The organism is Siminovitchia sp. FSL H7-0308, from assembly GCF_037980985.1.
GTDB classification, from domain to species: domain Bacteria; phylum Bacillota; class Bacilli; order Bacillales; family Bacillaceae_C; genus Siminovitchia; species Siminovitchia thermophila.
In genome coordinates, this window is the sequence record NZ_CP150282.1 from 2,349,708 (window position 1) to 2,374,485 (window position 24,778).

At 36.0% G+C, this 24,778-nt stretch carries 21 protein-coding genes; 3 read left to right on the forward strand and 18 right to left on the reverse strand.

Going from position 1 to position 24,778, the window contains the following annotated elements; translation table 11 throughout:
• Nucleotides 1–31: 31 nt before the first annotated feature.
• The 11 genes from MHB50_RS11175 to MHB50_RS11225 form a co-directional block, all read right to left on the reverse strand.
• Nucleotides 32–490, reverse strand: coding sequence for a hypothetical protein (locus tag MHB50_RS11175; RefSeq protein WP_340083787.1), 459 nt, complete (start codon nucleotides 488–490; stop codon nucleotides 32–34).
• Nucleotides 487–1,845: a DEAD/DEAH box helicase gene (locus MHB50_RS11180; RefSeq protein ID WP_340083788.1), complete on the reverse strand. Its 1,359-nt coding sequence runs from the start codon at nucleotides 1,843–1,845 to the stop codon at nucleotides 487–489. Before MHB50_RS11180 ends, MHB50_RS11175 begins: the two co-directional genes overlap by 4 nt.
• Nucleotides 1,826–2,107, reverse strand: coding sequence for a VRR-NUC domain-containing protein (locus MHB50_RS11185; protein WP_204667973.1), 282 nt, complete (start codon nucleotides 2,105–2,107; stop codon nucleotides 1,826–1,828). The genes MHB50_RS11180 and MHB50_RS11185 overlap by 20 nt, the downstream gene beginning before the upstream one ends.
• Nucleotides 2,108–2,367: 260 nt before the next feature.
• Nucleotides 2,368–4,713 carry a virulence-associated E family protein gene (locus MHB50_RS11190; protein WP_340083789.1) on the reverse strand — a complete coding sequence of 782 codons (2,346 nt, stop codon included), beginning with the start codon at nucleotides 4,711–4,713 and terminating at the stop codon, nucleotides 2,368–2,370.
• Between the two features lie 18 nt (nucleotides 4,714–4,731).
• Nucleotides 4,732–5,508 carry a phage antirepressor gene (locus MHB50_RS11195; protein WP_340083790.1) on the reverse strand — a complete coding sequence of 259 codons (777 nt, stop codon included), beginning with the start codon at nucleotides 5,506–5,508 and terminating at the stop codon, nucleotides 4,732–4,734.
• Between the two features lie 89 nt (nucleotides 5,509–5,597).
• Nucleotides 5,598–7,532: a DNA polymerase gene (locus tag MHB50_RS11200; protein WP_340083791.1), complete on the reverse strand. Its 1,935-nt coding sequence runs from the start codon at nucleotides 7,530–7,532 to the stop codon at nucleotides 5,598–5,600.
• Nucleotides 7,529–8,083 carry a DUF2815 family protein gene (locus MHB50_RS11205; protein WP_340083792.1) on the reverse strand — a complete coding sequence of 185 codons (555 nt, stop codon included), beginning with the start codon at nucleotides 8,081–8,083 and terminating at the stop codon, nucleotides 7,529–7,531. Before MHB50_RS11205 ends, MHB50_RS11200 begins: the two co-directional genes overlap by 4 nt.
• 2 nt (nucleotides 8,084–8,085) lie before the next feature.
• Nucleotides 8,086–9,216: a DUF2800 domain-containing protein gene (locus MHB50_RS11210; RefSeq protein WP_340085333.1), complete on the reverse strand. Its 1,131-nt coding sequence runs from the start codon at nucleotides 9,214–9,216 to the stop codon at nucleotides 8,086–8,088.
• Nucleotides 9,213–9,527, reverse strand: coding sequence for an rRNA biogenesis protein rrp5 (locus tag MHB50_RS11215; protein WP_340083793.1), 315 nt, complete (start codon nucleotides 9,525–9,527; stop codon nucleotides 9,213–9,215). Before MHB50_RS11215 ends, MHB50_RS11210 begins: the two co-directional genes overlap by 4 nt.
• A 1-nt stretch (nucleotide 9,528) precedes the next feature.
• On the reverse strand, nucleotides 9,529–9,732 hold the full coding sequence (locus MHB50_RS11220; RefSeq protein ID WP_340083794.1) for a hypothetical protein: 204 nt from the start codon (nucleotides 9,730–9,732) through the stop codon (nucleotides 9,529–9,531).
• A 105-nt stretch (nucleotides 9,733–9,837) separates the two neighbouring features.
• Nucleotides 9,838–10,359 carry a sigma-70 family RNA polymerase sigma factor gene (locus MHB50_RS11225; RefSeq protein ID WP_340083795.1) on the reverse strand — a complete coding sequence of 174 codons (522 nt, stop codon included), beginning with the start codon at nucleotides 10,357–10,359 and terminating at the stop codon, nucleotides 9,838–9,840.
• Between the two features lie 407 nt (nucleotides 10,360–10,766).
• On the opposite strand from MHB50_RS11225, the gene MHB50_RS11230 reads away from it, so the two are divergent.
• A complete protein-coding gene (locus MHB50_RS11230) occupies nucleotides 10,767–11,966 on the forward strand; it encodes a hypothetical protein (RefSeq protein WP_340083796.1) in 1,200 nt (399 codons plus the stop codon).
• A gap of 21 nt (nucleotides 11,967–11,987) precedes the next feature.
• Here the strand turns inward: MHB50_RS11230 and MHB50_RS11235 are convergent, their stop codons facing one another.
• The 5 genes from MHB50_RS11235 to MHB50_RS11255 all read right to left on the reverse strand — a co-directional run bounded on the left by MHB50_RS11235 (nucleotide 11,988) and on the right by MHB50_RS11255 (nucleotide 18,171).
• Entirely contained in the window at nucleotides 11,988–13,274 is a 1,287-nt protein-coding gene (locus MHB50_RS11235; protein WP_340083797.1) for an LlaJI family restriction endonuclease, read from the reverse strand.
• Complete coding sequence (locus MHB50_RS11240; protein ID WP_340083798.1) at nucleotides 13,264–15,033, reverse strand: AAA family ATPase; 1,770 nt, start codon at nucleotides 15,031–15,033, stop codon at nucleotides 13,264–13,266. Before MHB50_RS11240 ends, MHB50_RS11235 begins: the two co-directional genes overlap by 11 nt.
• A gap of 11 nt (nucleotides 15,034–15,044) precedes the next feature.
• Complete coding sequence (locus MHB50_RS11245) at nucleotides 15,045–16,184, reverse strand: DNA cytosine methyltransferase (protein WP_340083799.1); 1,140 nt, start codon at nucleotides 16,182–16,184, stop codon at nucleotides 15,045–15,047.
• A gap of 11 nt (nucleotides 16,185–16,195) precedes the next feature.
• On the reverse strand, nucleotides 16,196–17,596 hold the full coding sequence (locus tag MHB50_RS11250) for a DNA cytosine methyltransferase (protein ID WP_340083800.1): 1,401 nt from the start codon (nucleotides 17,594–17,596) through the stop codon (nucleotides 16,196–16,198).
• 401 nt (nucleotides 17,597–17,997) lie between these two features.
• Nucleotides 17,998–18,171 (reverse strand): hypothetical protein, encoded by a 174-nt coding sequence (locus tag MHB50_RS11255; protein WP_340083801.1) that lies wholly within the window; start codon nucleotides 18,169–18,171, stop codon nucleotides 17,998–18,000.
• A 735-nt stretch (nucleotides 18,172–18,906) separates the two neighbouring features.
• Here MHB50_RS11255 and MHB50_RS11260 point away from each other — a divergent pair.
• Together MHB50_RS11260 and MHB50_RS11265 are read left to right on the forward strand one after the other, a co-directional pair.
• On the forward strand, nucleotides 18,907–19,287 hold the full coding sequence (locus MHB50_RS11260) for a hypothetical protein (RefSeq protein ID WP_340083802.1): 381 nt from the start codon (nucleotides 18,907–18,909) through the stop codon (nucleotides 19,285–19,287).
• Between the two features lie 365 nt (nucleotides 19,288–19,652).
• Nucleotides 19,653–19,952: a hypothetical protein gene (locus MHB50_RS11265; RefSeq protein ID WP_340083803.1), complete on the forward strand. Its 300-nt coding sequence runs from the start codon at nucleotides 19,653–19,655 to the stop codon at nucleotides 19,950–19,952.
• 732 nt (nucleotides 19,953–20,684) lie between these two features.
• Here MHB50_RS11265 and MHB50_RS11270 read toward each other — a convergent pair.
• Nucleotides 20,685–22,286: a methyl-accepting chemotaxis protein gene (locus MHB50_RS11270; protein WP_077112010.1), complete on the reverse strand. Its 1,602-nt coding sequence runs from the start codon at nucleotides 22,284–22,286 to the stop codon at nucleotides 20,685–20,687.
• Between the two features lie 1,030 nt (nucleotides 22,287–23,316).
• Nucleotides 23,317–24,684 carry an MBL fold metallo-hydrolase gene (locus MHB50_RS11275; protein WP_077112009.1) on the reverse strand — a complete coding sequence of 456 codons (1,368 nt, stop codon included), beginning with the start codon at nucleotides 24,682–24,684 and terminating at the stop codon, nucleotides 23,317–23,319.
• Nucleotides 24,685–24,778 lie beyond the last annotated feature (94 nt).

Sequence of the window (24,778 nt, forward strand, 5' to 3'; positions counted from 1 at the left end):
AGGTAAAGTAAAAAAGCGTCCACGATATTACTCACTTGCCATAGAGTAATAGTGTTAAACGTTCCAAAGTTCGATTTTTCTTGTTGTAAGCTGACGAACGTTCTATATTAAAACGGTCGCAAATATTATACACTGCGCTTGTTTGCGATTGTTCTTCCACCATATAAAACTCATGTAAAACAAATTGTTCATCTTCTGTTAACTCATCCCAAGCAGGCTGAAACCAGTCCATGTACTCTAAGGCTTGTCGTAATCTTTCTTTTAACACATCAATTTTATCAATAGTATGGGCAATTCGATTTTCATTTGCTTGCGGATTACGTACAGTTGGCATCCCATCATTTACAGGAGAACTAGGTGATATCATCCCGTCATAAATCATGGAGATATCATCATCAGTACGTTCAATGATATGCTTCATACTGTTGTAGTCTTTTAAAACTTTTATCGTAGCGGCTCTTTTATCAAGATATTGCCAAACAATATTCATACGAGTATTCCCCCCTTTAATGTTGCTTTCACTGCATCGATTAAAGCCGATTGTGTATTGTTCTTTTTATTTAAAGCCTCCATCACACGTTCATCCATCGTATCTTTTGCGATTAAATGATGAATAACAACCGTATCCGTTTGACCTTGTCGATAAAGTCTAGCGTTTGTTTGTTGGTACAGTTCTAAACTCCACGTAAGTCCGAACCAAACAAGTGTTGATCCACCTGCTTGTAAATTCAAACCATGCCCTGCGGATGCTGGATGGATTGCTGCAATTTGAATTTTCCCTTCGTTCCACCTCTTAATTGACTCACTACTAGTTAGAATTTCCACTTTAAAACGACTTTGTATTCTTTGTAGATCGTGCTTAAACCAGTAAGCAATTAAAACAGGTTTACCATTTGCTGCTTCAATAATATCTTCTAACTTTTCTAGTTTTCTATCATGTATTTGAATGACGGAACCTTTGTCGTCATATACCGCTCCATTTGCCATTTGAAGAAGTTTTCCAGATAATGCAGCTGCGTTTGAAGCGGTTATATCTTCTCCTTTAATCGTTGCAATTAAATCTCGCTTCATAACATCCAGTGTTTCTTTTTCTTTATGATTTAAAGGGACGGGCACTTCATTCATCATCAGATTGGGAAGTTTTAAATAATCAGTCCCTTTCATACTAATCGTGATATCAGCAATTTTGTCATATATCGCTTTTTCAGCTCCTGGCTTAGGCTTATAGGAAAAAATCATATGTTGATTTCTTTTATCTGGATCAAAATAGGATTCTCTAAATCTACCAATAAACTTGCCTAGCCGCTCACCCATATCTAATATTCGATATTCTGCCCATAAATCCATTAGTCCATTTGATGAAGGTGTCCCAGTTAAACCTACCATTCGTTTCACCTTTGGTCTTACTTTCATCAGACTTTTAAAACGTTTTGATTGATGGGATTTGAATGATGATAGTTCATCGATTACAACCATATCAAAGTTAAAATCAAAACCGCTTCTCGCAATTAACCACTCTACATTTTCTCTGTTAATGATATATACATGTGCGTCCGAATATAATGCTTCAAGTCGTTCTTTTTCTGTTCCAACTGCCACTGCATAGGTTAGTCCGTTCAAATGGCTCCATTTTTCAATTTCCTCAGGCCATGTATCTCTTGCTACTCGAAGTGGTGCAATAACAAGAACCCTACTAACCTCGAATCGCTCTAACATTAATTCATAAATTGCACTTAGTGTAATAACACTTTTTCCAAGGCCCATTTCAAGGAAGATTGCAGCTATCGGATTGTTTACGATAAAATTTGTTGCGTAAACTTGATAGTCATGAGGTTTGAATTGCATGAAGCATCCCTCCAATGTGCTCAGGATTGTCCAAACAGAATACTAAAAAACCTAGTTTCTCTAACTCGTTTTTTCGCTTTTCTTGCAAAGGTCTCAGATTCTTTCCAGGTGATTTCACCTCAATAAAAGCTATCTTTCCGTTTGGTAACAACACAAGTCGGTCTGGCAAACCATCAAATCCTGGTGCTGCAAGTTTAATCGCAAGACCACTCATATTTTTAACTTGTTTCACTAACTTTTGTTCAATTTGCTTTTCTCGCATTTAATCACTCCAGTTCCGAAAAACAAAAATTTCCTTTACGCGCGTATATAGGCGTTTACACGTGATTTCCCCTATATATTCATACATTTTCTATATATTATATTTTTATTGGAACATTGGAACAGAAGTTTGATAGAACCCTACTAGACAATGGGCTCCCGCCTGTTCCTATGGGATGTTCCAAACAGTCCTTTTCGGAACAAAGGAACACATTTTTGCTTGTTTGTTTCACTATTTGTTCCGAGCGTTCCAAACTTTTTTTAGTCTTTCGGAACATAAACCCACTGCGGTCCATAGATAGAAATCCGCTCTTTTCTTACGAGTCCTGTCCATCCACCAATGCTCGCCATAATCGTTGCGATTTCGTTACCGTCCATCCTTCTTAAATTAGAACGATCCTTTCCAAAGCACTCGCACCAAATTTCCATGTTGGAAACATATTCACGTTTCCATACACCTTTTTTCTTACTATCACCAAACTCTGTGCCATTGATATATGCTCTACGTTCATATAAATCCATTTCATCCCAATCTTCTGGCAATAACATATCAAGATATTCACGTACCAAACCTTCCCGCTCATCTGATTCCATTGCCTCTCTTTGTTCTTCTTTAGCTAATTGTTCAAGGTTTGCTTCTAAATAAAGTTTTTCCCCTTGTTTCACGTATTCCAAAGTTTCAGCCCATATTTGAAGAACTTCCTCTTCCGAAACTTCCCATGACTTTTTAATACCATCACCTGGTGTTTTCACAGGCCAAAATCGTCTGTTTCCCGTTGTATCTCTTAAATATCCCTTTTCAGCATTAGTCGTTCCGAAAAATACACATTGCCTTAAATGTGGTGTAACTCTTCTTCCAAAACTCGCTCGATATATGTCGTTTTGTCTGGATAAGAAACTACGAAGTGTTTCTACTTCTGCCTTTTTTAATCCTGCAAGTTCTCCAATTTCAATGATCCAGTAGCCTTGTAATTTCTCGGCTGCCGTTTTATCTTTTGTATCTGATAAACTTAAACTATCTGAAAACCATTCACCGCCAAGTCTTGCAATGAGTGTACTTTTTCCGACACCTTGCGGGCCATTTAAAACAAGCATAGAATCAAACTTAGTTCCAGGTGTCAAAACCCTTGAAATTGCAGCACACAATGTTTTTCTTGTAACAGCACGAACATACGGATTGTCATCAGCACCTAAATAATCAATTAAAAGCGTATCTACTCTTGGCACCTTATCCCATTCTGGCAGGTCATCTATAAAATCACGTATTGGATGATAAGACCTGTCATCAGCTACTTTGGCAATCGCCACATCATAATTTCTAGCTGAAAAAGACCCATAGTGTGCATCGATATAACTTATCAGCTGCGCATCATCTGCATCTCGCCAGTATTTAGATGGATGCGACCAAGGAACGGTACTTACAATTTCCAAATTGTCCGATAGCTCGTTAAACACAATACCTTGAAGATTTGGATCATGTTCTAATATTAAAATTAAATTTTTAAGTGTATTTTTAACTGCACCCGTTTTATCTAGTTCAAGCTGTCCTTCCCAATCATCTTCACTAAATTCAGCTTCTGCTTGTGATTTTCGTTCTTCAGCAAATTGTGCTTTTACTAGTTCATCCTTTAGTGCAAATTCTGTCATTGCTTTAAAAGATGGTAGTTTTGTAGTTGCTGTTGTATATGAAGCTTTGTCATCTAAATCCTGAAACAAATGAAGCCTTACTAAATCAAAAGCATTTAATAAATAACCCGATGCCGGGTCTGTTGCATGATGGCTATAAGCGAACTTTCCATTGTAAATCACAACACCTGCGGATGAATCAGCTAGGATATAATCGTATCTTCCTTCCATTAAACTAGGTTCATACACATGATTTAAAAATGTATCGATTGCCTCTTCAATTGAATAAGCCCTGCAAAACGCACCGATGATACCATCTTTTTCTAAAGGATCAGCCTGCTTTTTAATGTTACGTTGCACAACCTCTGATTGTCGTGATGATACCGGCCATGTAGTTGTATCTCGCCAGTCAACATATTTAGATAAGTACACATCTGGATCTAATAAATCTCCATCCTTTTTATTAAAGAAAAACTCACCATTAGATGGTGTAGATGGCCAGTACATTAACCTTGAAGGTTCGTAAGTTGTATCATCGAAATAATCGATTCCGATTTCCTTTGCGACCATTCTTGCGATTGCTGGATATTCATCTTCTGACACATCCCGTTTTAATGGGATAATTAATCGAAGCCGTGGTTTATTCGGAGTGTGTTTATGTGTTGAATATACGCAGCATTTAAAATCATATAAAAGTTCAATTTGATCCCAAATGCCAGGTATTGCATAGTCCATATCAAGAGTAAGAAGTGAACGTGACAATACATGTCCGTTCCTTCTTTTGCCTTGTTTTAATTCTCCACCAACAAACCCACCCACATCTTTAATAGAGTCTTGTTTTGCACGATTCATCTTTTTATATTCTTCTACCGTTTCAGTCGTACGAATCGTTTGTTTTACTAAATCTACGAATGCTTCCCACGTTATATCTTTGTTTTTCCACTTACGATCCATTCGACTATTTCCGACAGCAATTTTCATATCGAATACCTCCAATGCTTAACTGTTCAGTTCAATCTTTGGTAAGATGCCATTTGATTTAAGTAAATCGTAAATAAACAAACGACCTTTTTGCGTCCAGTACGTATGCACTTTTGAACGGTCATATCCATTACTGTCTTTAAACGTATGAGTCTTTGTCGTTGTATAACCAAACTCCGCATGGTTTTGATAAAGCAACCAAATCTTCCCTTGTTTATACTGAACACCTTGTTCGTGTAAATATTTGTTTAACCAGCGAGCTGATTTTCCATAATCTTTTGCAATAACGGAAATTGCAACCGCATCTTTACAATTAAGAACAATGTCGTAATAACTCGCTTTCGGTTTCATCTCGACAATTTGTTGTTCTTGAATACTGATTGTTTCTGTAAGCTGGGTATTTTTTAAACGTTCAGCTTTTAATTCTTGTAATGCTTTAATTAAAATATCAGGATTCGTAAGAACTTCATCGACCACATATAAACCATGTTTTCGAATCGATGGAAGGACATCGTGAGTAACCCATCTTCTAAACTTTTTAGCATTTGGTTTGTTTGAACGAATTATCAAAGTGTATAAACCACTTTCATTGATACAAATCATTTCTTGTGGACCTCCAAGGGTGTCCACTGTTATCGGCTCCCTTTCATCTATATCCAATCTTTCAGCAGCATCACGATACTTTGATATACCTAAAACTCCACACACATCTTTGGCAACCCACCACGGATTACCGTCCTTTAAAATTGTTCTAACTGAGATACCTTCGAAATCAAATACTTTTAAATTGTTCATGTAAATGAGCCTCCAACAAATAGTTGTAGAGTAAATAAAATTACTCTCACCTATATGCGAAGAAAAAGGAGGATTCGAACCCCCCTTTGTTAATCTTTTTTATAAAAGTCTGTTTCAAATCCATCTGCGCGTAAATTTAGATGTTTTGCCCATGGAGGAGATTCACTCATTAAATCGCTAATATAATCAACGGTTACATCTTTTGGTGCTTCAATTACAATTTCATCATGTACGTGCATAACAATTCGAAAGCCTTCTTCATGAACATACTTTAATGCATAGCACAATAAATCTCTTGAAATTGCCTGCACGATATTCTCAACAAACTTCGGACCATAGCTAAATATCCGCTCCCACTTTTTTGTTGCACCAATTCCTTCATAAGACACAGACTCATTTCCAAAGCTATTTATTCCAAGACGTGGTTTAACATACGTAAGCCATCTACCGGAAGGCAAACCAATGAGTAACATGCCACTTCGGTATTCAAATTTAATTCCATGAGTAGTTCTTGATTTTCTTTCTCTTACAACTTCCTTCGTAGCTCGATCGACATCCCACCAAAACTTCACGATTTTAGAATTGGATTGTCTCCACACATCAACAAGAGGCTTTAATTCTTCTTCTTCCAGTCCCATACTAAGTGCACCCATTGATTTTAAAGCACCAACAGAACCACCATAACCAAGGGCTAATTCTGCAATCTTTCCTTTTTGCCTAAGTGGACTATCTTTTGAGATTTCATCAATTGGAACTTTAAACATTTGTGCAGCAGATGCTTCATAAATTTTTCCGTGCGATGCAAACACTTCATTTCGCCATGTTTCACCAGCAATCCAAGCAATCACACGAGCCTCGATTGCACTAAAGTCAACGATTATGAATTTATTGTTCCGAATAGGAACAAATGCGGTCCTAATCAGCTGAGAAAGTACACTCGGAATCGAATCATATAATAGTTTCAAAGCTTCAAAGTTTCCTTGTCGCAATAATTCTCGTGCTTCTTCTAAGTCGGGGAGATGATTTTGTGGTAGGTTTTGTACTTGAATTAATCTTCCGGCAAATCTTCCTGTTCGGTTTGCCCCGTAAAATTGAATTAAACCTCTTGCCCGTCCATCCTCACAAACGACATTTTCCATTGCTGTATATTTTTTTACACTTGATTTAGCGAGTTGTCTTCTTAGTTGTAAAACTTCTTTAATTTCACCATCAGTTTCTTCGATTAAATGCATAACTGCTGCATTATTTAAACTATCTGTTTCAATACCTTGTTCTTTTAACCATTCACGCATTTGCATGACGGAATTCGGATTGTCCAGTTGGGTTATTTCTTTCATGCGGCTTAATAGTTCACTTCGAATAAGTACATCGCATTTAATTGCCTGAGCAACAAACTCTAAATCTAGCTTTATTCCCCTATCGTTAATAAGCTGATCTAAACGGTAATTTTCCCACTCATCCTCTGGCATTGGAAACTTAGATAATCTTTCTTGAATTGCTAGTTCAGTTTCCACATCACGTTTGTTATATTCTTTAAAGTTCTCCCACCACTCAGGTGCATGTTCTTTTGAATTTCGAGTACGACCTCCATTTGATTTTGTTGGACGACAAGGAATGGAGAAAAACCGAATTAAATCCTTCCCTTCAGATAACTTTTGTTTATCTGCACCAGTTATCATTGCTGCTCCTTCTAATGAAAGTGGCAATCCTAAATAAGCAGACCAAATCATTGTGCATCGCCAATCATCTGGAAATAAATGTTGCTTAAAATGTTTACTTAAACAGACACGTTCAAACTGAGCATTGAATGCCCATTTCGTAATTTCTTTATTAAATATCGCTTGTTCTATTTCATTCGGAATCACTTCACCATTCGCTAAATCAACAATATGAACAGGACCTCCGTCCACACTATAAGCAAATAACATGACCTCGAAATCTTCTGCTTCTACATAGCGATAGACCCCGCTTTTAGCGAGGTCCACACTACTATACGTTTCAATGTCGATATTTAACGTTCTCATGATAAGAAATCATCATCCACATCAGTGGCAAAATCGACAGAGGCATCTGTACGTCCACCAAGCGGTTCTCCATCTCGAATCTTTTGAATGTTTCCAAGGCCACATGCAATCCCGCGATTTCCATTTGAATTAAATGCGTAAAAATTAATACTTACACGTGCATAAACTCCTGAGTAAACTTCCGAGCGCTCTAAAATTGGATTGATGTCCTTGTCAACAATTTGTGGTGGAGTGATACTATTTGCATTTACAAAGTAGCTGTTTGAATATGCCTCGTCATCTGAGCGATCAATATTACCATCACGAAGTGGTAATTTTAATGCAGCTTTGTTTGGAATCTTCCCGCCAAACTTTCCTCTACCTTCTTCAATCGCAGCATCTACCGCTTTCTCAATTGCCTGTAATGTTTTTGTATCATCTTTTGGAATGATAATACTGACACTGTATTTTTCTTTTCCACCATTAATTGACTTTGGCTCCCATACATTTGCATAAGATAATCTCACTACTCCTGTAATTACTTTCGTTGGATTTTTTACTTGTTTTGTCATAATTAATTTTCCTCCATAAATTCATTTTTAATTGATATATTTTTTATTTCAGGTCGTTTATCTGATAATGGAACTAATGTCGGTTTGCCCTTTGGCTTCATAACAAATTGACCTAAAATTTCATTAAACTTAGATTTACCCATTAACTTTTCCATGTTCGTTATGGTTAAAATGCTCTTTTTATAAATGTCTTCATAACCAGCTTTAATTGCAGCTTCTTCGACATCTTTTTCATTTGTGTACTTACGTATAGACCTACCTTCCACCACTTTAAATCCTGGCCATTCTTTGCCATGATTGACTGCAGCACTTGTCGCATAACTAGTAATTTCATTTGTCCACTTCGTTAAATCGGCGATGCTTGTTAATATGTCGGCAATTTCTTCATCCGCTAAAAGTGGTGGTTTTTTGAATTCATATTTAGCAACTTTTAAATTTGCTTCAGCTCTTGCCCTACATTTAACAGATGCCCTGCAAAACCTGCACCAATCACCAGCCACGTATTCACCTTTACCTGCAAAAGCTAACTCCGCTTTAGATTGTAAAACATTATTCGCCCAATCTAGTAGTTCTTCTTTTGCTAGTGTAAAAACACTTAAGTTTTCCCGTCGTGGCTGATAGATGGTCATGCAAACTTGTTCAATATCATAAATGCCATCAAACAAGTTCAAAGCACCCAGTGCATACAACATCATTTGCGGGTTAGTTTCCGCTTCTACTAAAACACCTTGTCCATATTTAAAGTCGATTACATGAACAACATCATTTCCAACAATTACGCAATCCCCTGTTCCAAAACCTTCTGGCACATAATTTGAAAAATCTAATCGTTGTTCAATCAAAATAAGCGGGTCCTTTGTTTTCTGTTTCACTTCTTCAATTACTTCTAGAATGTATTGAACGTATCCATCTGTATGAAATTCCATCTCATCAGAATGATAGACTAACGATGGCTTTTCGCACTCCCTGTTTAAAGCGTTTCTTAATTTATACTCACTTAACTCATGAGCAGCAGTTCCTTCAGCTGCCGCTTCTCCTGAAGTATCATCAAACTCTAATTCCAGTCGAGCGGATGGAGTACATTTCAACCAGCGATGTGCGCCTGAAGCGGATAAAATGGCATGTTTCATTATTTCAATTCCTCCGCATCTTCCATAAGTGCAACATAATGTTTTGGATCAATTTCACTTAGCTTTATCGCATGATATTTTCTCAGTAACTTTTTTATTTCAGCTGTAAATCCAGCTTGGCTCTTTTGTGCAAGTAAGGTTCTCACTTCTTCAAGTGTTACTTCCTTTCTTGATTCATCTTTCTTAACAACGTCTTCTTCTTTTGTTCGTAGAGACTCTTCATTACTTGCTAACACTTCAGCAATTTCTTGCACTGTTTCAGCTAGATTGTTTAAATCAGTTACTAGATCAAGAAGTAATTTTGTTCTGCTCATATCAAGCCTCACCACCTTTCTTGGATTCTTTAATTTCTACTGTTTCCACTGAGTCCCCAGGTGTGATAACGAGCAAATTCACCTTTTTGCCGAGTAGTAAATCTAGCATTCTACTTCGTACTGTTTTTCTCTTACCTTCAACTACTCGTGTTTTTTCGCCATGCTGATCTGTTACATTGATAATCACCTTGTGATTTAGACTCATTGAAAAACACTCCTTTCTAAGAGTGATTTAATATCCTCTCACCTATAAGCGATTTTTTCGCCGTATTCGAACCCGTTTTTTACGATTAATTTCAAAAAGGCTCAATTATGAGCCTTCTCGAATTAACTTTTTTAATCTTCTGTATATTTTTGTTAGACGATTTCGAATAGCCGCTTCCGTTACACCTTCTTCAGCAGCAATATCAACATTCGTTCTGTTTTCAAAAAACTTCTTTTGAATCGTACTTAATTGTTTCTCAGTTAAGTGTCGCATGGCATCTGACAACTCATTAATTAATTCCTGTTTTTCTTGGTAGTTTTCCATTTCTACAATTTCATTAATTGGATTAGCGTCCCAATCAGCTAGTACTTTATTATGTTCGGCTTGTGAATCTCCTACAAAGTCATCGATATAATGATTTGTTTTTTCGATATATCTATTCCATGCTCTAGTTTCTTCATCATCCATTTCATGTATAATTTTAATGTCAACTTCTGTTACACCATTTTCACCAGGAGTAATTGTTATTGGCGGTTGATTTGCTCCCGAATAAATATAAACTCCTCTTTTGTTTTGATTCGTAATGTACTTCTTTTCAAGTCTTTTCACTGCTTTCTCTTTTGTCATTGTCTGGCATCCTTTCCGCCTATTTGCGGAAGACAAAGGATACAAACAAAAACTAACTTGTCCTGAAGTACACTGCCCTTTACCTAAAAAAGTGCGCAATAAGGGTAGGGTACTAATATTGAGTCACAACAATCCATATGGACTGTGATTTTCAATATGTATCCTTTGCCCTTATTGCAAATCAGGCATTTGATATTTTTTTGATAGAATTCTAGTTTAAAGTGCCACAACTAAATTTCTATTGACTTTATTGTCTCTCTTCTAACTAGGTAATTAAAATAGTCTAAAAATCTAATTATCTAAAAAATAAATCATTGATTAAATAATATTTTTTGATAATGTTAATATAGACATAATTAGAAATTAGTAATTTATTAATTACTATTTGAAAGGTGGGGGTATACCAAATGAGTTACGACACATTTAAGAGTGCATTTGTCTTCGAAAGCTTTAAATGTGAAACCAACTTTAATGAAATTGTCGAACCGAGTACAGGCGAAAAAGTAAAGAGCTTAGTGATTAGAAATAATAGTACTGAAAAGTTCCGAGCTGCCTATATTTATGGTGAAGGATTGAAGGAAATCAGTAGAAGTAAAGGAAGTGAAAAAAATAATATTTTAGGTGAATTTTTGGGGATAAAAAAAAATGACATCGAATCTATCATGTCATTTTTTAAAAAATATGGATTTTTATTTAGTTTGAAAGAATTTAATCAGTACATATCAGTCGACATAGATGACATCATTTATATAAAAGAAAACCTTGAGGCTTTAATAAATTTGCTAAATGCTCAAGAGTCAAGTGAGATTGATTATAAAAAATTACTCGATTCTGTGCTCTTTCTCATATTAAGTGAAAAGAAAAATGTAAAAATAAACGAGAAAATATTTTATAAACCTACACAAGATAATTTTTTACATAATATTAAAAGTGCTAATAAGATTAATTTTGAAGGTAATGGTAATATAATTCAAATTCCAAGAAATGATGGAGGAAGTTATCCAGCATATAGAGTTAAAGATAACATTATTGACGCTGGTTTCTATGATATGAATATAACTAATTATGAAAGTTTACTTGAAAGTGAAGATTCATCTTTAGATTTCATTAAACAAATATTTAAGTCATTTGTAACAAAAAACACTTCCATTTTTTCAGAAGATGAGTGTTTAATAGTAGATTTCTTATTTCATTTTGTTCAACGAATTTCTATAATTGATTTGCATTCGTTATCTTTAAACATGCCATTTTCAAAAGAAGTGTATGAAAAAATTATCATTGAAGAAAACACAGATTTAAAAAAAGCATTATTAACAATTTCTAAATTTCTTATTGAGAGAGAGCTCAATCATCATTTATCTGAAATTAAACCAGTGTATAATGCAAAAACTATGCAACCCAACTGGAACCTTCCTTCCTTACTATCTGCTATGTACTTATCATTATTCTATTTGGATTCTAAACAAGCATCTTACAGAGCTTGCCAAAATATTAATTGCAACCAATTCTTTTTAGTATCTAAAACTAATAGGGTAAAAAAATATTGTTGTGTTTATTGTACTAATGCAGTTTCCCAAAGAAGATACAGGCAAAAAAAAATAGAGTGAGAACTTTTTTCATTTCTCACTCTACATCTTTTTATTCAATTCTAAACTTTCTTTTATTGCTTCAGATAACTTTTTTATCTCTTGTCTATTTGGTCTAGTTGAATTTGCCATTAATGTTTTTACATCAACTAATATTCCTTGCACTCGTTCATAATCCTTATTAGAACTTTTCCAATCTGCCACCGCTTCGCCAATCGAAAAATAATTGTTATTTGCATTGAATCTATTATTTCCTAAATTAAATGGCATTAAGAATGCGTTTAGTACTTCTTTCCCATCTTTGCGCTTTTCATCGAACTTTGGATTTTCAGCAATATATTCAGCATAAGTTATTTGCTTATTAATCGATGTTGACCTTGGTAAGTCACTTACTTTCCCAGAAACTCCATACTTATAATATTTCGCATCTAAAACTATTATATTATCATCTGTTACCATAATGGTATCAGGTTCAAGTGCAGCATTTTCTCTTTCACCAATTCTTAGTTTCCAGGATGTTTTTGGAAAATAGAAATATTTATCAGAAACACCGTAAGTTTCATCAATTAATTTTTCCCATATATATTCAAAGTTATTAGTTCCAAAATAAAATTCTTCAGGATCATCTACACTATTTCTAAATTCAATTATTGCAAGCATACTTTGAAACAATTGTTTCAATGAATCATCATTGGTTTTTTCTAATTTTTGTAGTAATATGCTGCGATAAACTTTTAGATTTGGATTCTTCACACTTGCAGGTGGGGGTAATTTTTGTTTGTAAATCCAACCTAGTTTCATAAAACTTTCATAAACACAAAATTTGTTAATTTCAGTGATAAGGTGTTTATCGGTATCATTACTTTTTCTAACCATTAAATTCGGAAATACAAACCCTGACTTTTGAACAATTGGATGAATCTTTTTTATAGTTTGCTTCATACTCACAGGTCCAGACATACCTTGAACATAGACTTCTTCATTTTCCATATAATAATCATAATCCAAAAAATACTGCATTACCCTAAAATAAGCCTGAACTGGAAACCTAACGGTTTTTAAAACCTGATTAGGGTTAATTTGTGAAACTCTAGATTGTTTATCATTATAAGAAGCTAATATTCCAATTAAATCTATAATTTCATCCCTTATTTTTTCTTCTTTTTCGGATATTTTATAACCAATTGGAAAGTTCACACTTATTTCGTGCCTGTCACCTTTAATTTCAGATTTAATTCCAACGAATGTATCTCCTTCTTTATTAGTAGCATTTCTACAATATTCTTTTAAAGATTTGGACATTAAAACATCGTTAAAATCACTGCTCATTTATATTCCCCTCAGTCGAGCTATCCAAAAATAAATCCTCTCTGATATCCTGATTAAAAATATTAAACCTAGCATCTGCCGTATATCTATTAAAATCGTCCAAAACTTTTTCTAAGCTTTTATAGCTACTATCAAACAAGTCTTCCCGGCTAAATTTAAATGCATCATCCCAAAGATATTTAATAACCTTATCTCCAAATCTTGAGTTTAAATCTTGAATAATTCTATTAATTCTCTCGGTATCACTTGAATCTACTTTATATTTTTCTGATATTTCTTCCCGATTTTCAGTAATTGAGTAATACTGTAAAACATTCTTTGTAACAAAGTAAGCACCTAGTCGTTTATCTTCAGACGATAGAGTTGAAGCACTGCTAGTAATAATTTGGTTATTAATAGTCGTATTAAACTTTTTCCAAGTTACATTCGTATCAAGAATTTTAATATCCGCATGCTCCGCTTTTGTCACATCATTTTCAATCATTTTCATATTCCATCTTCTTTGGAATGCAGTATCCAAAGTAAATACATTTTGATCCGCAGTATTCATAGTCGCCAAAATATGTAAGTTAGACGGGATATAAATAGGTCTTTCTTTTTCATTGAATATTTCATTTGCTATATTGTAATTTGTAATTTCATATGAACTTTTACCATCATCATCCCTGTCCAATAATTGAAATATTTCACCGAAAATTGCCGGAGCATTACCACGATTAATTTCCTCAATTACTAAATAATAATGACTACCTGGATTTTCTATTGCTTTTTTAAGCACTCTTGTAAAAGGCCCTGGAGTAAAATCATAAGTGATTTCTTTTTCCTCCCCTTCACCTTTTACTGTTGGTAAAATCTGGCCAACAAAATCTGTATTCATGTAATCTGGATGAAAAACAACTCGTTCCATCAAATTAAAATCATTACAATATTTTGTTTTTATTTCATGACTTTTTCCTGATCCTGGGACACCATATAATAAAATGTTATTTCCACCAGTTAAACGATTAATTTCCATTGTTCTGTCCCTATCTATTATTGGATCCGATACATCTTTATCAATATTATAGACCTTTAGGTTTCTTAAGCGTTTCTCGTATTGTTCTAAAACTGTTGGTTCGACTATTATTCGCTTTGGTCCTGCTACGTTTTCTTGTTCGGCAAGAAATCCCCATCGTACTAAAACCATAATCGGCTTACAGTCTGCATATTTACTTGCCTCTTCATCTAATACAAAAGAATTTTCTGTACGCATTCTTCTAATTTCTTGCAAACTATCCGTATAATTGCCACCAACATCTTCTAGTTTCCAAAGTAAATAAGCAAACTCTCTATATGTTAAATACTCTAAATCTAATATTGCTCTAATATAAAGATTTGGAGGTTCCACATCCGAATCACTTTCTGGGCTTCCGTAATTTTCTCGACCAAATTTAACAGTTTCCAAAGATTGCATTAAAATTTCCTGAATCCTATTTTTGTTATTATCTCTGATAGCTTCATAAATAGCTTTTCCAGATTCAGTAATTCTACGTTTCGATTGTGGGTTATTTATATCTTCCCAGACTGTAAATCCAAAATATGAAGTAATTTGTGCTTTTTTTGTATATGAAGATGAGTATTGATCTGGTCCTATCAGTTCCTTTAAACGTTCTTTATAAACACTATTATGTAACCAATCATTAGCTTCGTAATATATTTTTAAAACTGATTCAACCTCATGTAACAAGGCACTGTTCTTTGGCATAACTATTTTCCCCATGATTTCTCCCCCTAAAATTGTTTTAATAATTCCAACATTATATTCTTAACTAATTTCGGCGGAATCCCCTCACCTATTGATTTTCTAATTAAAGTTTCACTTGCCCAGTCAGGTATACTCCAATCCAGCGGAAGTGACATAACAATTAACAATTCATATATTGATAGTACTCTAGGATCGGAATAAAGTATCTCGCCAGATTCATTAATAAATTCTCTTCCTGGATGTACGCATGCCAAAGAAGACATGACACCGTTGTTTTGTGTAATTGTTCGACTTGGCATGTCCCATTTCAATCTTCGATAATGATTATGGTGAGCCTTAACTGGAGTACCATCTTTTTTCTTCGGATAATATTTCTCATTATAAATGGCAGGTCTTCCGGATGGTGTGTGTAACATCCATTCTACTTGCCGCCAAGAATGTGTAGGTGGATAATGCCATTTTGAAACTTCGAGTCCCAAAGTTTTTTTTCTTTCAAAGTCCGGAAACTTTTCCAATGTAAAATCTAAACCTTCTCTTAATTTAGGATCAAGCGAAGGTAAATGACCAATTGCTTCTCGTAAAGTAATTTCAGGTTGCTTTTCCGGGAACTCCCAAGTATATGGCAAGTCATTTCTTACAAGCAAGAATATGCTTCTTTCACGTAATTGTGGAACTCCATGATCTTTAGCCATAACTAATGTTTCTCTATTAAACTTATAAAATTCACCTAATTCCCTTTTGATAAATTCAGGAATTAATATAATATCATTCTCATACTTAATTTTAGTCGTTAATTGTTTAGGGACATTTTCTAGTAACACAAACTTAGGCTTAACTCTTTTAATCACATCTATTGCATAGGTTATCAATTGATTCCGTGGATCATATTTTAGTCTTAATCCAGCTTCACTCATTCCTTGACAAGGGGGTGTTGCTATTAAAAAGTCAACTTGATTTTGAATTGATTTTTTTACAATTTCATCACGAACTTTATCGTCTGTTATATCACCAATAATCATTTCTGTATCACTATAAATTTCCTTATAAAATCTTGCTCTTTCTTCGTCAATTTCATTTGCAATTTTAATATCAATGCCTAGCTCACTCATATATGCTTCTGCTACACCGACATTAGCAAATAAAGAAACACCATTTAACTTTCCCATAATTTAATCTCCTAATTCAAGTTTTCAAATACCTTTTTTACAAATAAAGGTGGTATCCCTTCGCCAATTATCCGTCTTACAAAAGCTTCTGAAATATCATCAGGTAATGGCCAACTCTCTGGAATTGACATTATTATCATAATCTCATATAAAGTAAGTGCTCTCGGATCTGAATAAATCTCTTCCCCTTCACTATTTACATACTCTAGTCTACCCGGATGGACATTTTCTTGTGATGATATTTTTCTGTTATCCATTGTAACGGTATAAGCTGGTGTACTCCAATTTTGTCTTTTATAGGTATTCCTATATCCCCTTACTCTTTCTCCATTTTCTTTCTTTGGATAATGTTTTTCATTGTCAAAGGCAGTACATCCTGTTGGGGTATGTTGCATTGCAATGACTTGTCTTTTCACATGATGGGGAGGTATATGCCACTTTGAAATTTTTTCAGCTTCACTTTTCCTTTCATAAAAGCGTGGAAAAATCTCTAATAATTCATCTTCAGATATATCAGTAATGAATGGGTCTAATATGGGTAAGTGCCCAATTGCATCCTGCATTGTGACCATTTGAGTATCTTTTTCAGGCATTTTCCACTCTTTTATTCCCATATTTTTTTGCGTCATTAAAATGATTGCACGTTCACGTGTTGAGGGTACCGAATAGTTCTTAGTGTCTATAACATAGTCATTGATTAGATAATCAGACTTTAATTCTCTTTCAATCAAATGAGGTATTAAAACATCTTCACCTTCTATATTTATAATAGTGTTCAAAAAATTAGGGACATTTTCTATAAAAACATACTTAGGCTTCACTCGTTTTATAATTTCTATAACTGGTACTATTAATTTATTTCTTTTATCATTTTTATCCAATCTTCCTACGGTGCTCATTCCTTGGCATGGTGGCGTTGCAACTATTGTATTAACCCCGTGCTCGATACTTAAATTAATTATTTTCTCTAAAATTTCTTCATTGGTTATATCTCCACAAATCATATTAGTTTCTGGATAGATCTTTGAATATAAATCTGCTCTACGTTTCTCAAGTTCGTTGGCAACTGGTACTTCTATACCAATTTCATCAAAATATGCTTCTGCAACCCCTATATTTGCAAATAACGATAAAACTTTAATATCCCTTGCTTTACCATCTCTTGTCGATTTACCATTGTCCAGAAATTCAAAATATAGTTTTACCGCTCTTCTAATCTGAGAACGTACTGAACACGACAATTCTTTAAATTCGGATTCTCGTTCCAATTCGAACAAATATACAGGGTCATTAAACCATGATAAAATTCTATTTGCCCGCTTCATCCTAGAAACGGTATTGCTTATTGTTTTTTTTGAATAATTCTGGTTATTAATCAACCAATCTCTATAACCTTCTAAATCTAATTCCATATTATCAACCCTCTATATTAACCTCTTTTAATCTATTTTAGTATACTACAAGCACTTAAAAGGCGTCAACAATTTGACGCCTTTTAAGTAGAGTGCATCAATTCTGTCAACTCTCCTACGCAAAAGTCATCCTATCAACTCAACCCTATTTCATCGTGATTTTTCCCATTATTTCTTACCAAATAAAATAAGATTTCCCAGTATTGGCAACTTCCCAAAACACTGGAAAACCTTATTATTTCAACGCTATAACTACACTTATTCATCTATTCTTGACATCAATGCTACGCACTCGACGTGGCAGGACAGCGGTAACTTATCAACTATATGTCAAGCCAACTTTTTTTGACTGCTGATCGATCATCGTTTTTCTTCCGAAGTATCATTCCTCTCTTCCGATATCATTTCAAGATTGCCGCCGCTTGGAATTCTTCTTCATCCAGTTTTGGCAATCCCGGGCGGTACATTAACAATCGGCCGACCTGTTCCTCAGCCGCCATTTTTCTCTTAACGAAGCCAGCCCCCTCAGATTGAGCGTCCAGCTCCTTCGAGTTTAACAAAAGTAATGTTGTCACTGCTGCGTGTTTCTTCTTTACGGCTTACTGATTTGATTGTTCGTGGATCTCGTTATATTACCTTATTATTTTTCAGCTTCGGAAAAAATAAAGTTGTCATCATCCTGATACTTTACATTGGATGCTGCTCCTCCTTTATTTTGTCTGAAACAACGCCCGCTTCCTTTTTCGATTCGAATCTTTTTCTCCCTTTTACCTTATTATTACAACCGCCAACTCTTTTTTACTGAAGCATAATGCTCTGGCTTTTGGCTGCATGCGACGTTATACAAAAGGGTATTGCTGAAAAAATACACGTGATCCAATTCATTTGATTTTATCGCTATTTCACATGTCTATTTCCCTTCCATTATATTCAAATCGAAGATAAACAGAAGGCAACTAGTTCCCTGAATATGCCTATTAAAATATGTTTGTCTGCGATTGGAATAGATTTTGCCAGCAAAAAAACGGTTTGGACGATTCGCCTGCATAGCATATGTACAAAGAGCTAGCTTTACATTTTCGTTTATTTTTTCTCATTCTTCTTCTTTCAATTTCGATCATATAATGCAAACTTGAATCCTCTGCCCATAGACTAATTATTTATTTTCAAGATTCGGCATGAGAGTTTCCCACATTCAAATATAGTCACATAAGGTTAATGAACATTCCTTATTTTGATTAGAAACCCAAACCTTGTACAACACCGGTCATATTTTAATATGAGAACAAAGTATAAGGGAGTGAAAGCCTATGAATCAATCGTATAGAAGGGGTTATGATAGCGACATGATCTGTGATTGTGAAGCTTGCAGAGCAGATTTGAATCAAGTAGATGATCACCTCCGTGAAACAGAGCAAACGAATAATAGCATGGATGAAATGATGCGGCAATCCGCTGATCGTTTGTATCGAATTCCAGTATTTTTAAGCAGACCCAATGTTTTAAATGCTGTCCAAGAAGCATTTATGAGGCGTTTGATTCGTGAAATCAGAAGAGAGCTCTTGTTCCCCAGGACATTGCCGAGAACCGAACAATACCCAGAAACGGTTTTGGAAAATGTTAGGCGTTTAGTTAATTCGAGTTATGGCTTATTGCAACGAATCTCAAACAATTGGAAGTTGATGTATTAGGAACGAATACCGGCAGATTTCCAACACCGAGAATAGAGTGGTTAGGATCGGAATTTTTACAAATCGAGCCAAGTATGGCCTATCAACGGGGGCTGCCTCTCCTTCTTATTAGAGAAAGAGGCGTTGAAGGTACAGGGATTTGGAGTCCGGGCATTGCGCCTTTTTTAATCTTTTTAGAGTGGGACCCTTCCCAACCTCTGAATGAGTTTTTCAATAGTAACGCCTGGAAAGAGGTATTAAAAAACTGGGCGCATGAGGTGAGAAATGGCTACTATATTCAAACAGAACCGGAATTTAGATACAAATCATGCTGACTGGAATAATGAGAGTTCAATACGCCATCAATCAACAAGGGGGTACAACGAGTGGCAATATTAACGAGAGGGACATGTGTTGGGGTATTATATCGGGCTAACCAAGGTGCTTCGTGTAATACGAGCGGCTATTGCGTTCACAATGGGAGATTAGTAGGCGGCGTTTTAAGTATCGACAACAACACGATACGTGTGAGCAGAACTGTTAACAACGCTAATTTGCAGCAATATAGAGGGATCATACTAAGCCATTTGGCCATTAATGCAAATAACCCAAGCGGCCGGCCACGCCAACAATATTTATATTTTACTACAAACCAATTGCGGAAAGTTTTAAGAACACCCTATTAATGGAAGCTGCCAAACAGCTACCCGCGATAATGTACGGGATATTATTTACCCCGGAGAATGCGTTGGCATTAGGTATTATGATGTAAACGCGAATCGATACAACGTTCATTTGGGCAGGTACCTTTATTGGGTCGGACAAAGGAGACATTGTATATTGGATGAGCGACCACAAAGTACCAACCGGCAATTTTTAAGAGCAATCTGGTATTCTCACTGGATACTGGACCCCGCCAACCCGGCAAACATTATACCGACACCCACTTCCAGAAGCCATGCCATGGGAGAACGCCGAATTTTCGTGTATAAACTCAGAATTCCTGCAAATGGTCAATCTATACGGATTCAACGAGTCCCCGGGTCTAGGCAACGGCCAAGAAGAATCATATATCAATAGATGCGGGGATCTGACTGAATAAAGCAAAACAATCAGCAGGCTTTTAGTCCGCTGATTGTTCGTTAACCAATCGGATGTTTATTGGCAGTTGATCTGCCATTTACTATTCTCGCTTTATCTCGAGTTTTTAAAGAAAGCCCCCTGCAATTCATTATTTGCTTTATCAATCGTTGAATCTTCTTTCGGAAGCGACATTCAACCAGACATGAAATAACTATTTGGAATCAATCATGAATTCACCAATCGAGAACATTATTTTTGGCGTGATGGCCAAAAGACTTTACCGACATAAACATGAAAAGCCCCGGTTAAAAACCGGGACTGGTTACTTATTATGTTTACCTTATTTTAAAGGACTCGACAGACCGGTTAAGCTGTTCAGCAAGATCGTTTAAAGCCTGGGCCGTTGAGGCTGTTTCCTCGCTACTTGCCGCCGCTTCTTCAGTCGTAGCAGAAATGCTTTCAATAAAGGAAAGAACTTCCGCTGATTGTGCCGCCTGCTCTTCGCTGGCTCCGGCAATCTCCGTCACTTTATTTCCGGTGTCGTTCACCACGTCGATAATTTCTTTAAACGCCTCTCCGGATTTCTGAGTATATGTCAGACCGTCCTCAACCGCAGCTACGCTTCTATGCGTGTTGTCCTGCATCTCCTTAATGATATCGGTGATCTGTTTTGTCGCTTCCCCGCTTCTTTCAGCCAACTTGCGCACTTCATCGGCCACAACGGCAAAGCCACGGCCTTGTTCTCCGGCGCGGGCAGCTTCAATGGCCGCATTCAAAGCCAATAGATTCGTCTGATCCGCGATATCATCTATCACTTCTATTATTTCTCCAATCTTATTGGAGTCTTCTTCCAACTGAGCCACTCGTTCACTAACAAGATTCGAACCTTCAACAGAAGACAACACTACTTTTTCCCCATCTTGGGCGACTTTAATGGCTCTATTAGAAAGTTCAGCAGCCTGTTCTGTATTTTGTGCGACGGCACTGATCGCATCCGATAATTCTTTAAACAACTCATTCATTGTTTGGGCTGAATTCGCCTGTTCGGTGCTGGAGCTGGCAATCTCCTCAGTAGCAGCGGATACTTGGGACGCAGAGGCTGAAAGATTCCCTGCCGCGCTCAAAATGTTTCCGACAGTCTCCCTCATCTGAAACACCATTTTATTCAGGGACTCAGCAAGCCGTCCAATCTCATCATTCGTTTGGATATTGGTTGTTACAGTCAGATCCCCTTGCGCCACCTTCTCCAACAAATCCGCCATGTGATCAAGCGGACGGGCAATGATCCTTGTGAGCATCATTCCCAAAGCAATACAAATGATTAATGTGATGACGACGATGGCAATCATGATTTTTATCGTAGTGGAAAAAGTTTTATTAGAATTATCATATTCTTCTTTCGAAAGCGACATGTCCAATTCCCATATCTCTTCGAGACTATTTGTTAATCGATTGTGATAGCCATACAAATCGTCATCCAGTTGTGGAAAGCTTCTCCGATCCGCGACAACCGACTGGATTGCTTGATCCATTAAATCGTTATAGGCTTTGAAGTCCGCCATAAACATGTCATGAAACTCTTGCGCCTCCTGTTGCGCTTCTTTAGGTTGATTTTTATAAGAATCGGTGTAAATGCCAATATCTTCTTCAATATCTTTCCTGACTTGCTTTAATTCTTCGGTCTTTGCCTCCAGGTTCTCATTATCCTCAGAAGTGGCTATGTCACGCCAAGTAATTCTTAATTGCAAGAGTCCATTCTGGGCTTGTGCCATATTTTCCATTGGCTTCAATGCATCCGTGTACATTTCAGAACCAATATCATGAATTCTACTCATATTTGCCATGGCATAAATGCTCACACCGGCAAGTATGACAGCAATGAGAATAAAAGTCGACAGTAATTTAAATGATGTTTTTTTATTTAGGAACCAACGCATCTTTATCATCCTTTCGCTGAGTTTCTTCGTTCCACGATCTCTATCCCTGTTCGGCGAAGCGTCCAATCAGGAATGTAAATGTTCCAGAAATTCCAAGAAGAGTATATAAAGCCGATGGTAGCCCAAATGTATTCAGGTCTTCACACATGATAAACCGCGTATATATAACAATGGCGCTTTTCCGAGGAATAAAACGATTCCAATCGGCTTATAGGCACCCTCAAAAAATAAGCATCCTTGGAAGTTGGATCTTCATGTTTGAATCAAACAAAAATTTTATGTTACATGCATTACTCAATCATACTCCTTTCGAACAGCCACAAAAAAACCCCGTATAGGGGACAATATTGTGGACAGAAAAGTTTTATCGGTATAGTAACTACGAGCGGAGCAGCCTGACATGTTTCAGTAATGTCAGTAACAATTTTAACTGCCAGGCTACATAAAATGATCGCCTTATTTAATGTATCGGCTGATTTCATTACAATAATAGTGTTTTTTTAAAAAAATCATTGACAATTGAATGAAAAATGTAAATCCGTCAGCCAGATTACCCGCGTTCGGTCGAACACCGGACTGTAAACACCCCTCGAATTTATCTATTTCCGTTCCTTGACCGGGGGGGGTGACAAGCAGAATACAATGCGAAATAAACATATCATTTTGATGTTGTGGGTTTATTGATGGATACTCAAATGTTATTGAAGACAGTTTGAGCACTTTTGCTGGATACTGCATTGGCGCCGGGAAATCTACTGTTGATCGGCATGTCGCCATGGCAGGGAGCACAAATTGATTCCAACTGTGTAACGTAATCCGGCTTATGTATTTTCAAGCGGGAAATGGCCAACCGAAGTAGATGACAGGCAAGCATTTAAAAAGGCCCAAAAAGACACTGTTCCATGTTTTTAAGAAACAGCGTCATATCATTAGACCGGGCTTAAACGAGCGAGTTCCACCTGTCAGGCATTAAAAAGTGAATCCTTTTAACTTAAAAAAGCATGAATTGTCCGACGGAAAGATCGATTCTTCATATTTGTTTTAAATGATTTTCTTCATAAACGTATGTTACTTTTTCTTTTGGATAAAAAACGGTTTGGTTTGGACTGATTGGTTTTATGAGTTCTGGATATTGGCTATGCCATGGAATGACAATCTTTGGCCTAACTTGTTCAATGTATGTTAAGATATCTTTTTCAAGCGCATGACCAGATACGTGTAAAGGTTTGTAATCAATGTCTAAATGATTTAAGACAGATAGCAATTTTGGATAATCCGGATCAAAGTTGCCCAAAGGAGTTCCGTTTGTATGTATATAAACACTTTCTTTCAAGTCAAAATCTAATAAATTTAGTATGTTTTCAAAACGATTTTGCACAAAATAATTTCCAGGGCGAACATTCATTTCCGCCGGAGTAATCCTTGCATATTTCATCAGCAATTTTTTATTCCAATCTGTTTTTTTTATCTTGTTATCGTAAATTAAAAAAGACGGATTCTCTAAAAATGTATTTGCTAGATAGGCTGTTTCCAACTCTAAAACCGCTGTACGATTCGTTAATGTTGCTACTTGGAGAATATGATGTAAACGCTCAATATTACGGTGATACAGATTAAAAAATGCCAATCCTTTGTATTCACTTAAAAGATGTTTGCTAACTTGTATGATATCCGTTTCTGTTTGACAAAGTGTATCCGTATTTTCTTCCTTCGTTGGCTTAATAGTCGTTCCTTCTATCAAAAGAATGTCTATTTGTTGCTGGCTTATACTTTTTATTAAATGATGAAAATACTCAGGATGCAGTCCATGCAACCGAAAATCTCCGGAATATAAAATCTTGAGATCCGGGGTTTCAATTAAAAATGAAGCAGCCCCGATAATATCGTGGTCGATTCGATACGGAGTAACAGAAATCGCTCCAATTTGCAGCTTTTCCGCAAACTGGAAGGACAGTACTTCACGGGAAAAAGTCAAGCCTTCACCTATATTTATTAAAGTATCGTATAGCTTTTTCGATTCCGCGGACATATAAACGGGGACAGATGGCGCCAAAGTATCAATAGCGCCCATATGATCTAAATGAAGATGGGAGATCAATACTGCTGTTGTCATCTTTGATTTTTCATAGGGCACAGGCTTTTTATTGAAAAATGGTTCACCAGCCGATAAGTCTTTATTCGAATAAACTCCATCCATATTAGGAATCATAGCCAGTTTTAATAAATCCGTGATATACTTGCTTTTTTCTCTCGTATGATCGGCGTTCACAATCAAACTAGCTGGATCATAAACAAGCCCAAAGTCAAAAATAACTCGGTTGTTTCCAAAAGTGATTTCTGCGATATTTCCACCTATCGTACGTAATCCACTCCAAAAAGTAATGGTCGTTTTGTTCATAACACGATTCTCCTTATCATGATCAAAATAATGAGTAAAGGCAGGGTACGGTATGCCCCTGCCCGATCCGACTATAATTCAGGTAAAGTCTTCT

Bases quoted from the DNA above. Each gene is read 5' to 3' on its own strand.
- MHB50_RS11215 (WP_340083793.1), bottom strand. From the start codon at position 9,527: ATGAGCAGAACAAAATTACTTCTTGATCTAGTAACTGATTTAAACAAT.
- MHB50_RS11230 (WP_340083796.1), top strand. From the start codon at position 10,767: ATGAGTTACGACACATTTAAGAGTGCATTTGTCTTCGAAAGCTTTAAA.
- MHB50_RS11260 (WP_340083802.1), top strand. From the start codon at position 18,907: ATGAATCAATCGTATAGAAGGGGTTATGATAGCGACATGATCTGTGAT.
- MHB50_RS11175 (WP_340083787.1), bottom strand. From the start codon at position 490: ATGAATATTGTTTGGCAATATCTTGATAAAAGAGCCGCTACGATAAAA.
- MHB50_RS11200 (WP_340083791.1), bottom strand. From the start codon at position 7,532: ATGAGAACGTTAAATATCGACATTGAAACGTATAGTAGTGTGGACCTC.
- MHB50_RS11225 (WP_340083795.1), bottom strand. From the start codon at position 10,359: ATGACAAAAGAGAAAGCAGTGAAAAGACTTGAAAAGAAGTACATTACG.
- MHB50_RS11270 (WP_077112010.1), bottom strand. From the start codon at position 22,286: ATGCGTTGGTTCCTAAATAAAAAAACATCATTTAAATTACTGTCGACT.
- MHB50_RS11190 (WP_340083789.1), bottom strand. From the start codon at position 4,713: ATGAAAATTGCTGTCGGAAATAGTCGAATGGATCGTAAGTGGAAAAAC.
- MHB50_RS11275 (WP_077112009.1), bottom strand. From the start codon at position 24,684: ATGAACAAAACGACCATTACTTTTTGGAGTGGATTACGTACGATAGGT.
- MHB50_RS11205 (WP_340083792.1), bottom strand. From the start codon at position 8,083: ATGACAAAACAAGTAAAAAATCCAACGAAAGTAATTACAGGAGTAGTG.
- MHB50_RS11240 (WP_340083798.1), bottom strand. From the start codon at position 15,033: ATGGGGAAAATAGTTATGCCAAAGAACAGTGCCTTGTTACATGAGGTT.
- MHB50_RS11235 (WP_340083797.1), bottom strand. From the start codon at position 13,274: ATGAGCAGTGATTTTAACGATGTTTTAATGTCCAAATCTTTAAAAGAA.
- MHB50_RS11180 (WP_340083788.1), bottom strand. From the start codon at position 1,845: ATGCAATTCAAACCTCATGACTATCAAGTTTACGCAACAAATTTTATC.
- MHB50_RS11220 (WP_340083794.1), bottom strand. From the start codon at position 9,732: ATGAGTCTAAATCACAAGGTGATTATCAATGTAACAGATCAGCATGGC.
- MHB50_RS11250 (WP_340083800.1), bottom strand. From the start codon at position 17,596: ATGGAATTAGATTTAGAAGGTTATAGAGATTGGTTGATTAATAACCAG.
- MHB50_RS11245 (WP_340083799.1), bottom strand. From the start codon at position 16,184: ATGGGAAAGTTAAATGGTGTTTCTTTATTTGCTAATGTCGGTGTAGCA.
- MHB50_RS11195 (WP_340083790.1), bottom strand. From the start codon at position 5,508: ATGAACAATTTAAAAGTATTTGATTTCGAAGGTATCTCAGTTAGAACA.
- MHB50_RS11185 (WP_204667973.1), bottom strand. From the start codon at position 2,107: ATGCGAGAAAAGCAAATTGAACAAAAGTTAGTGAAACAAGTTAAAAAT.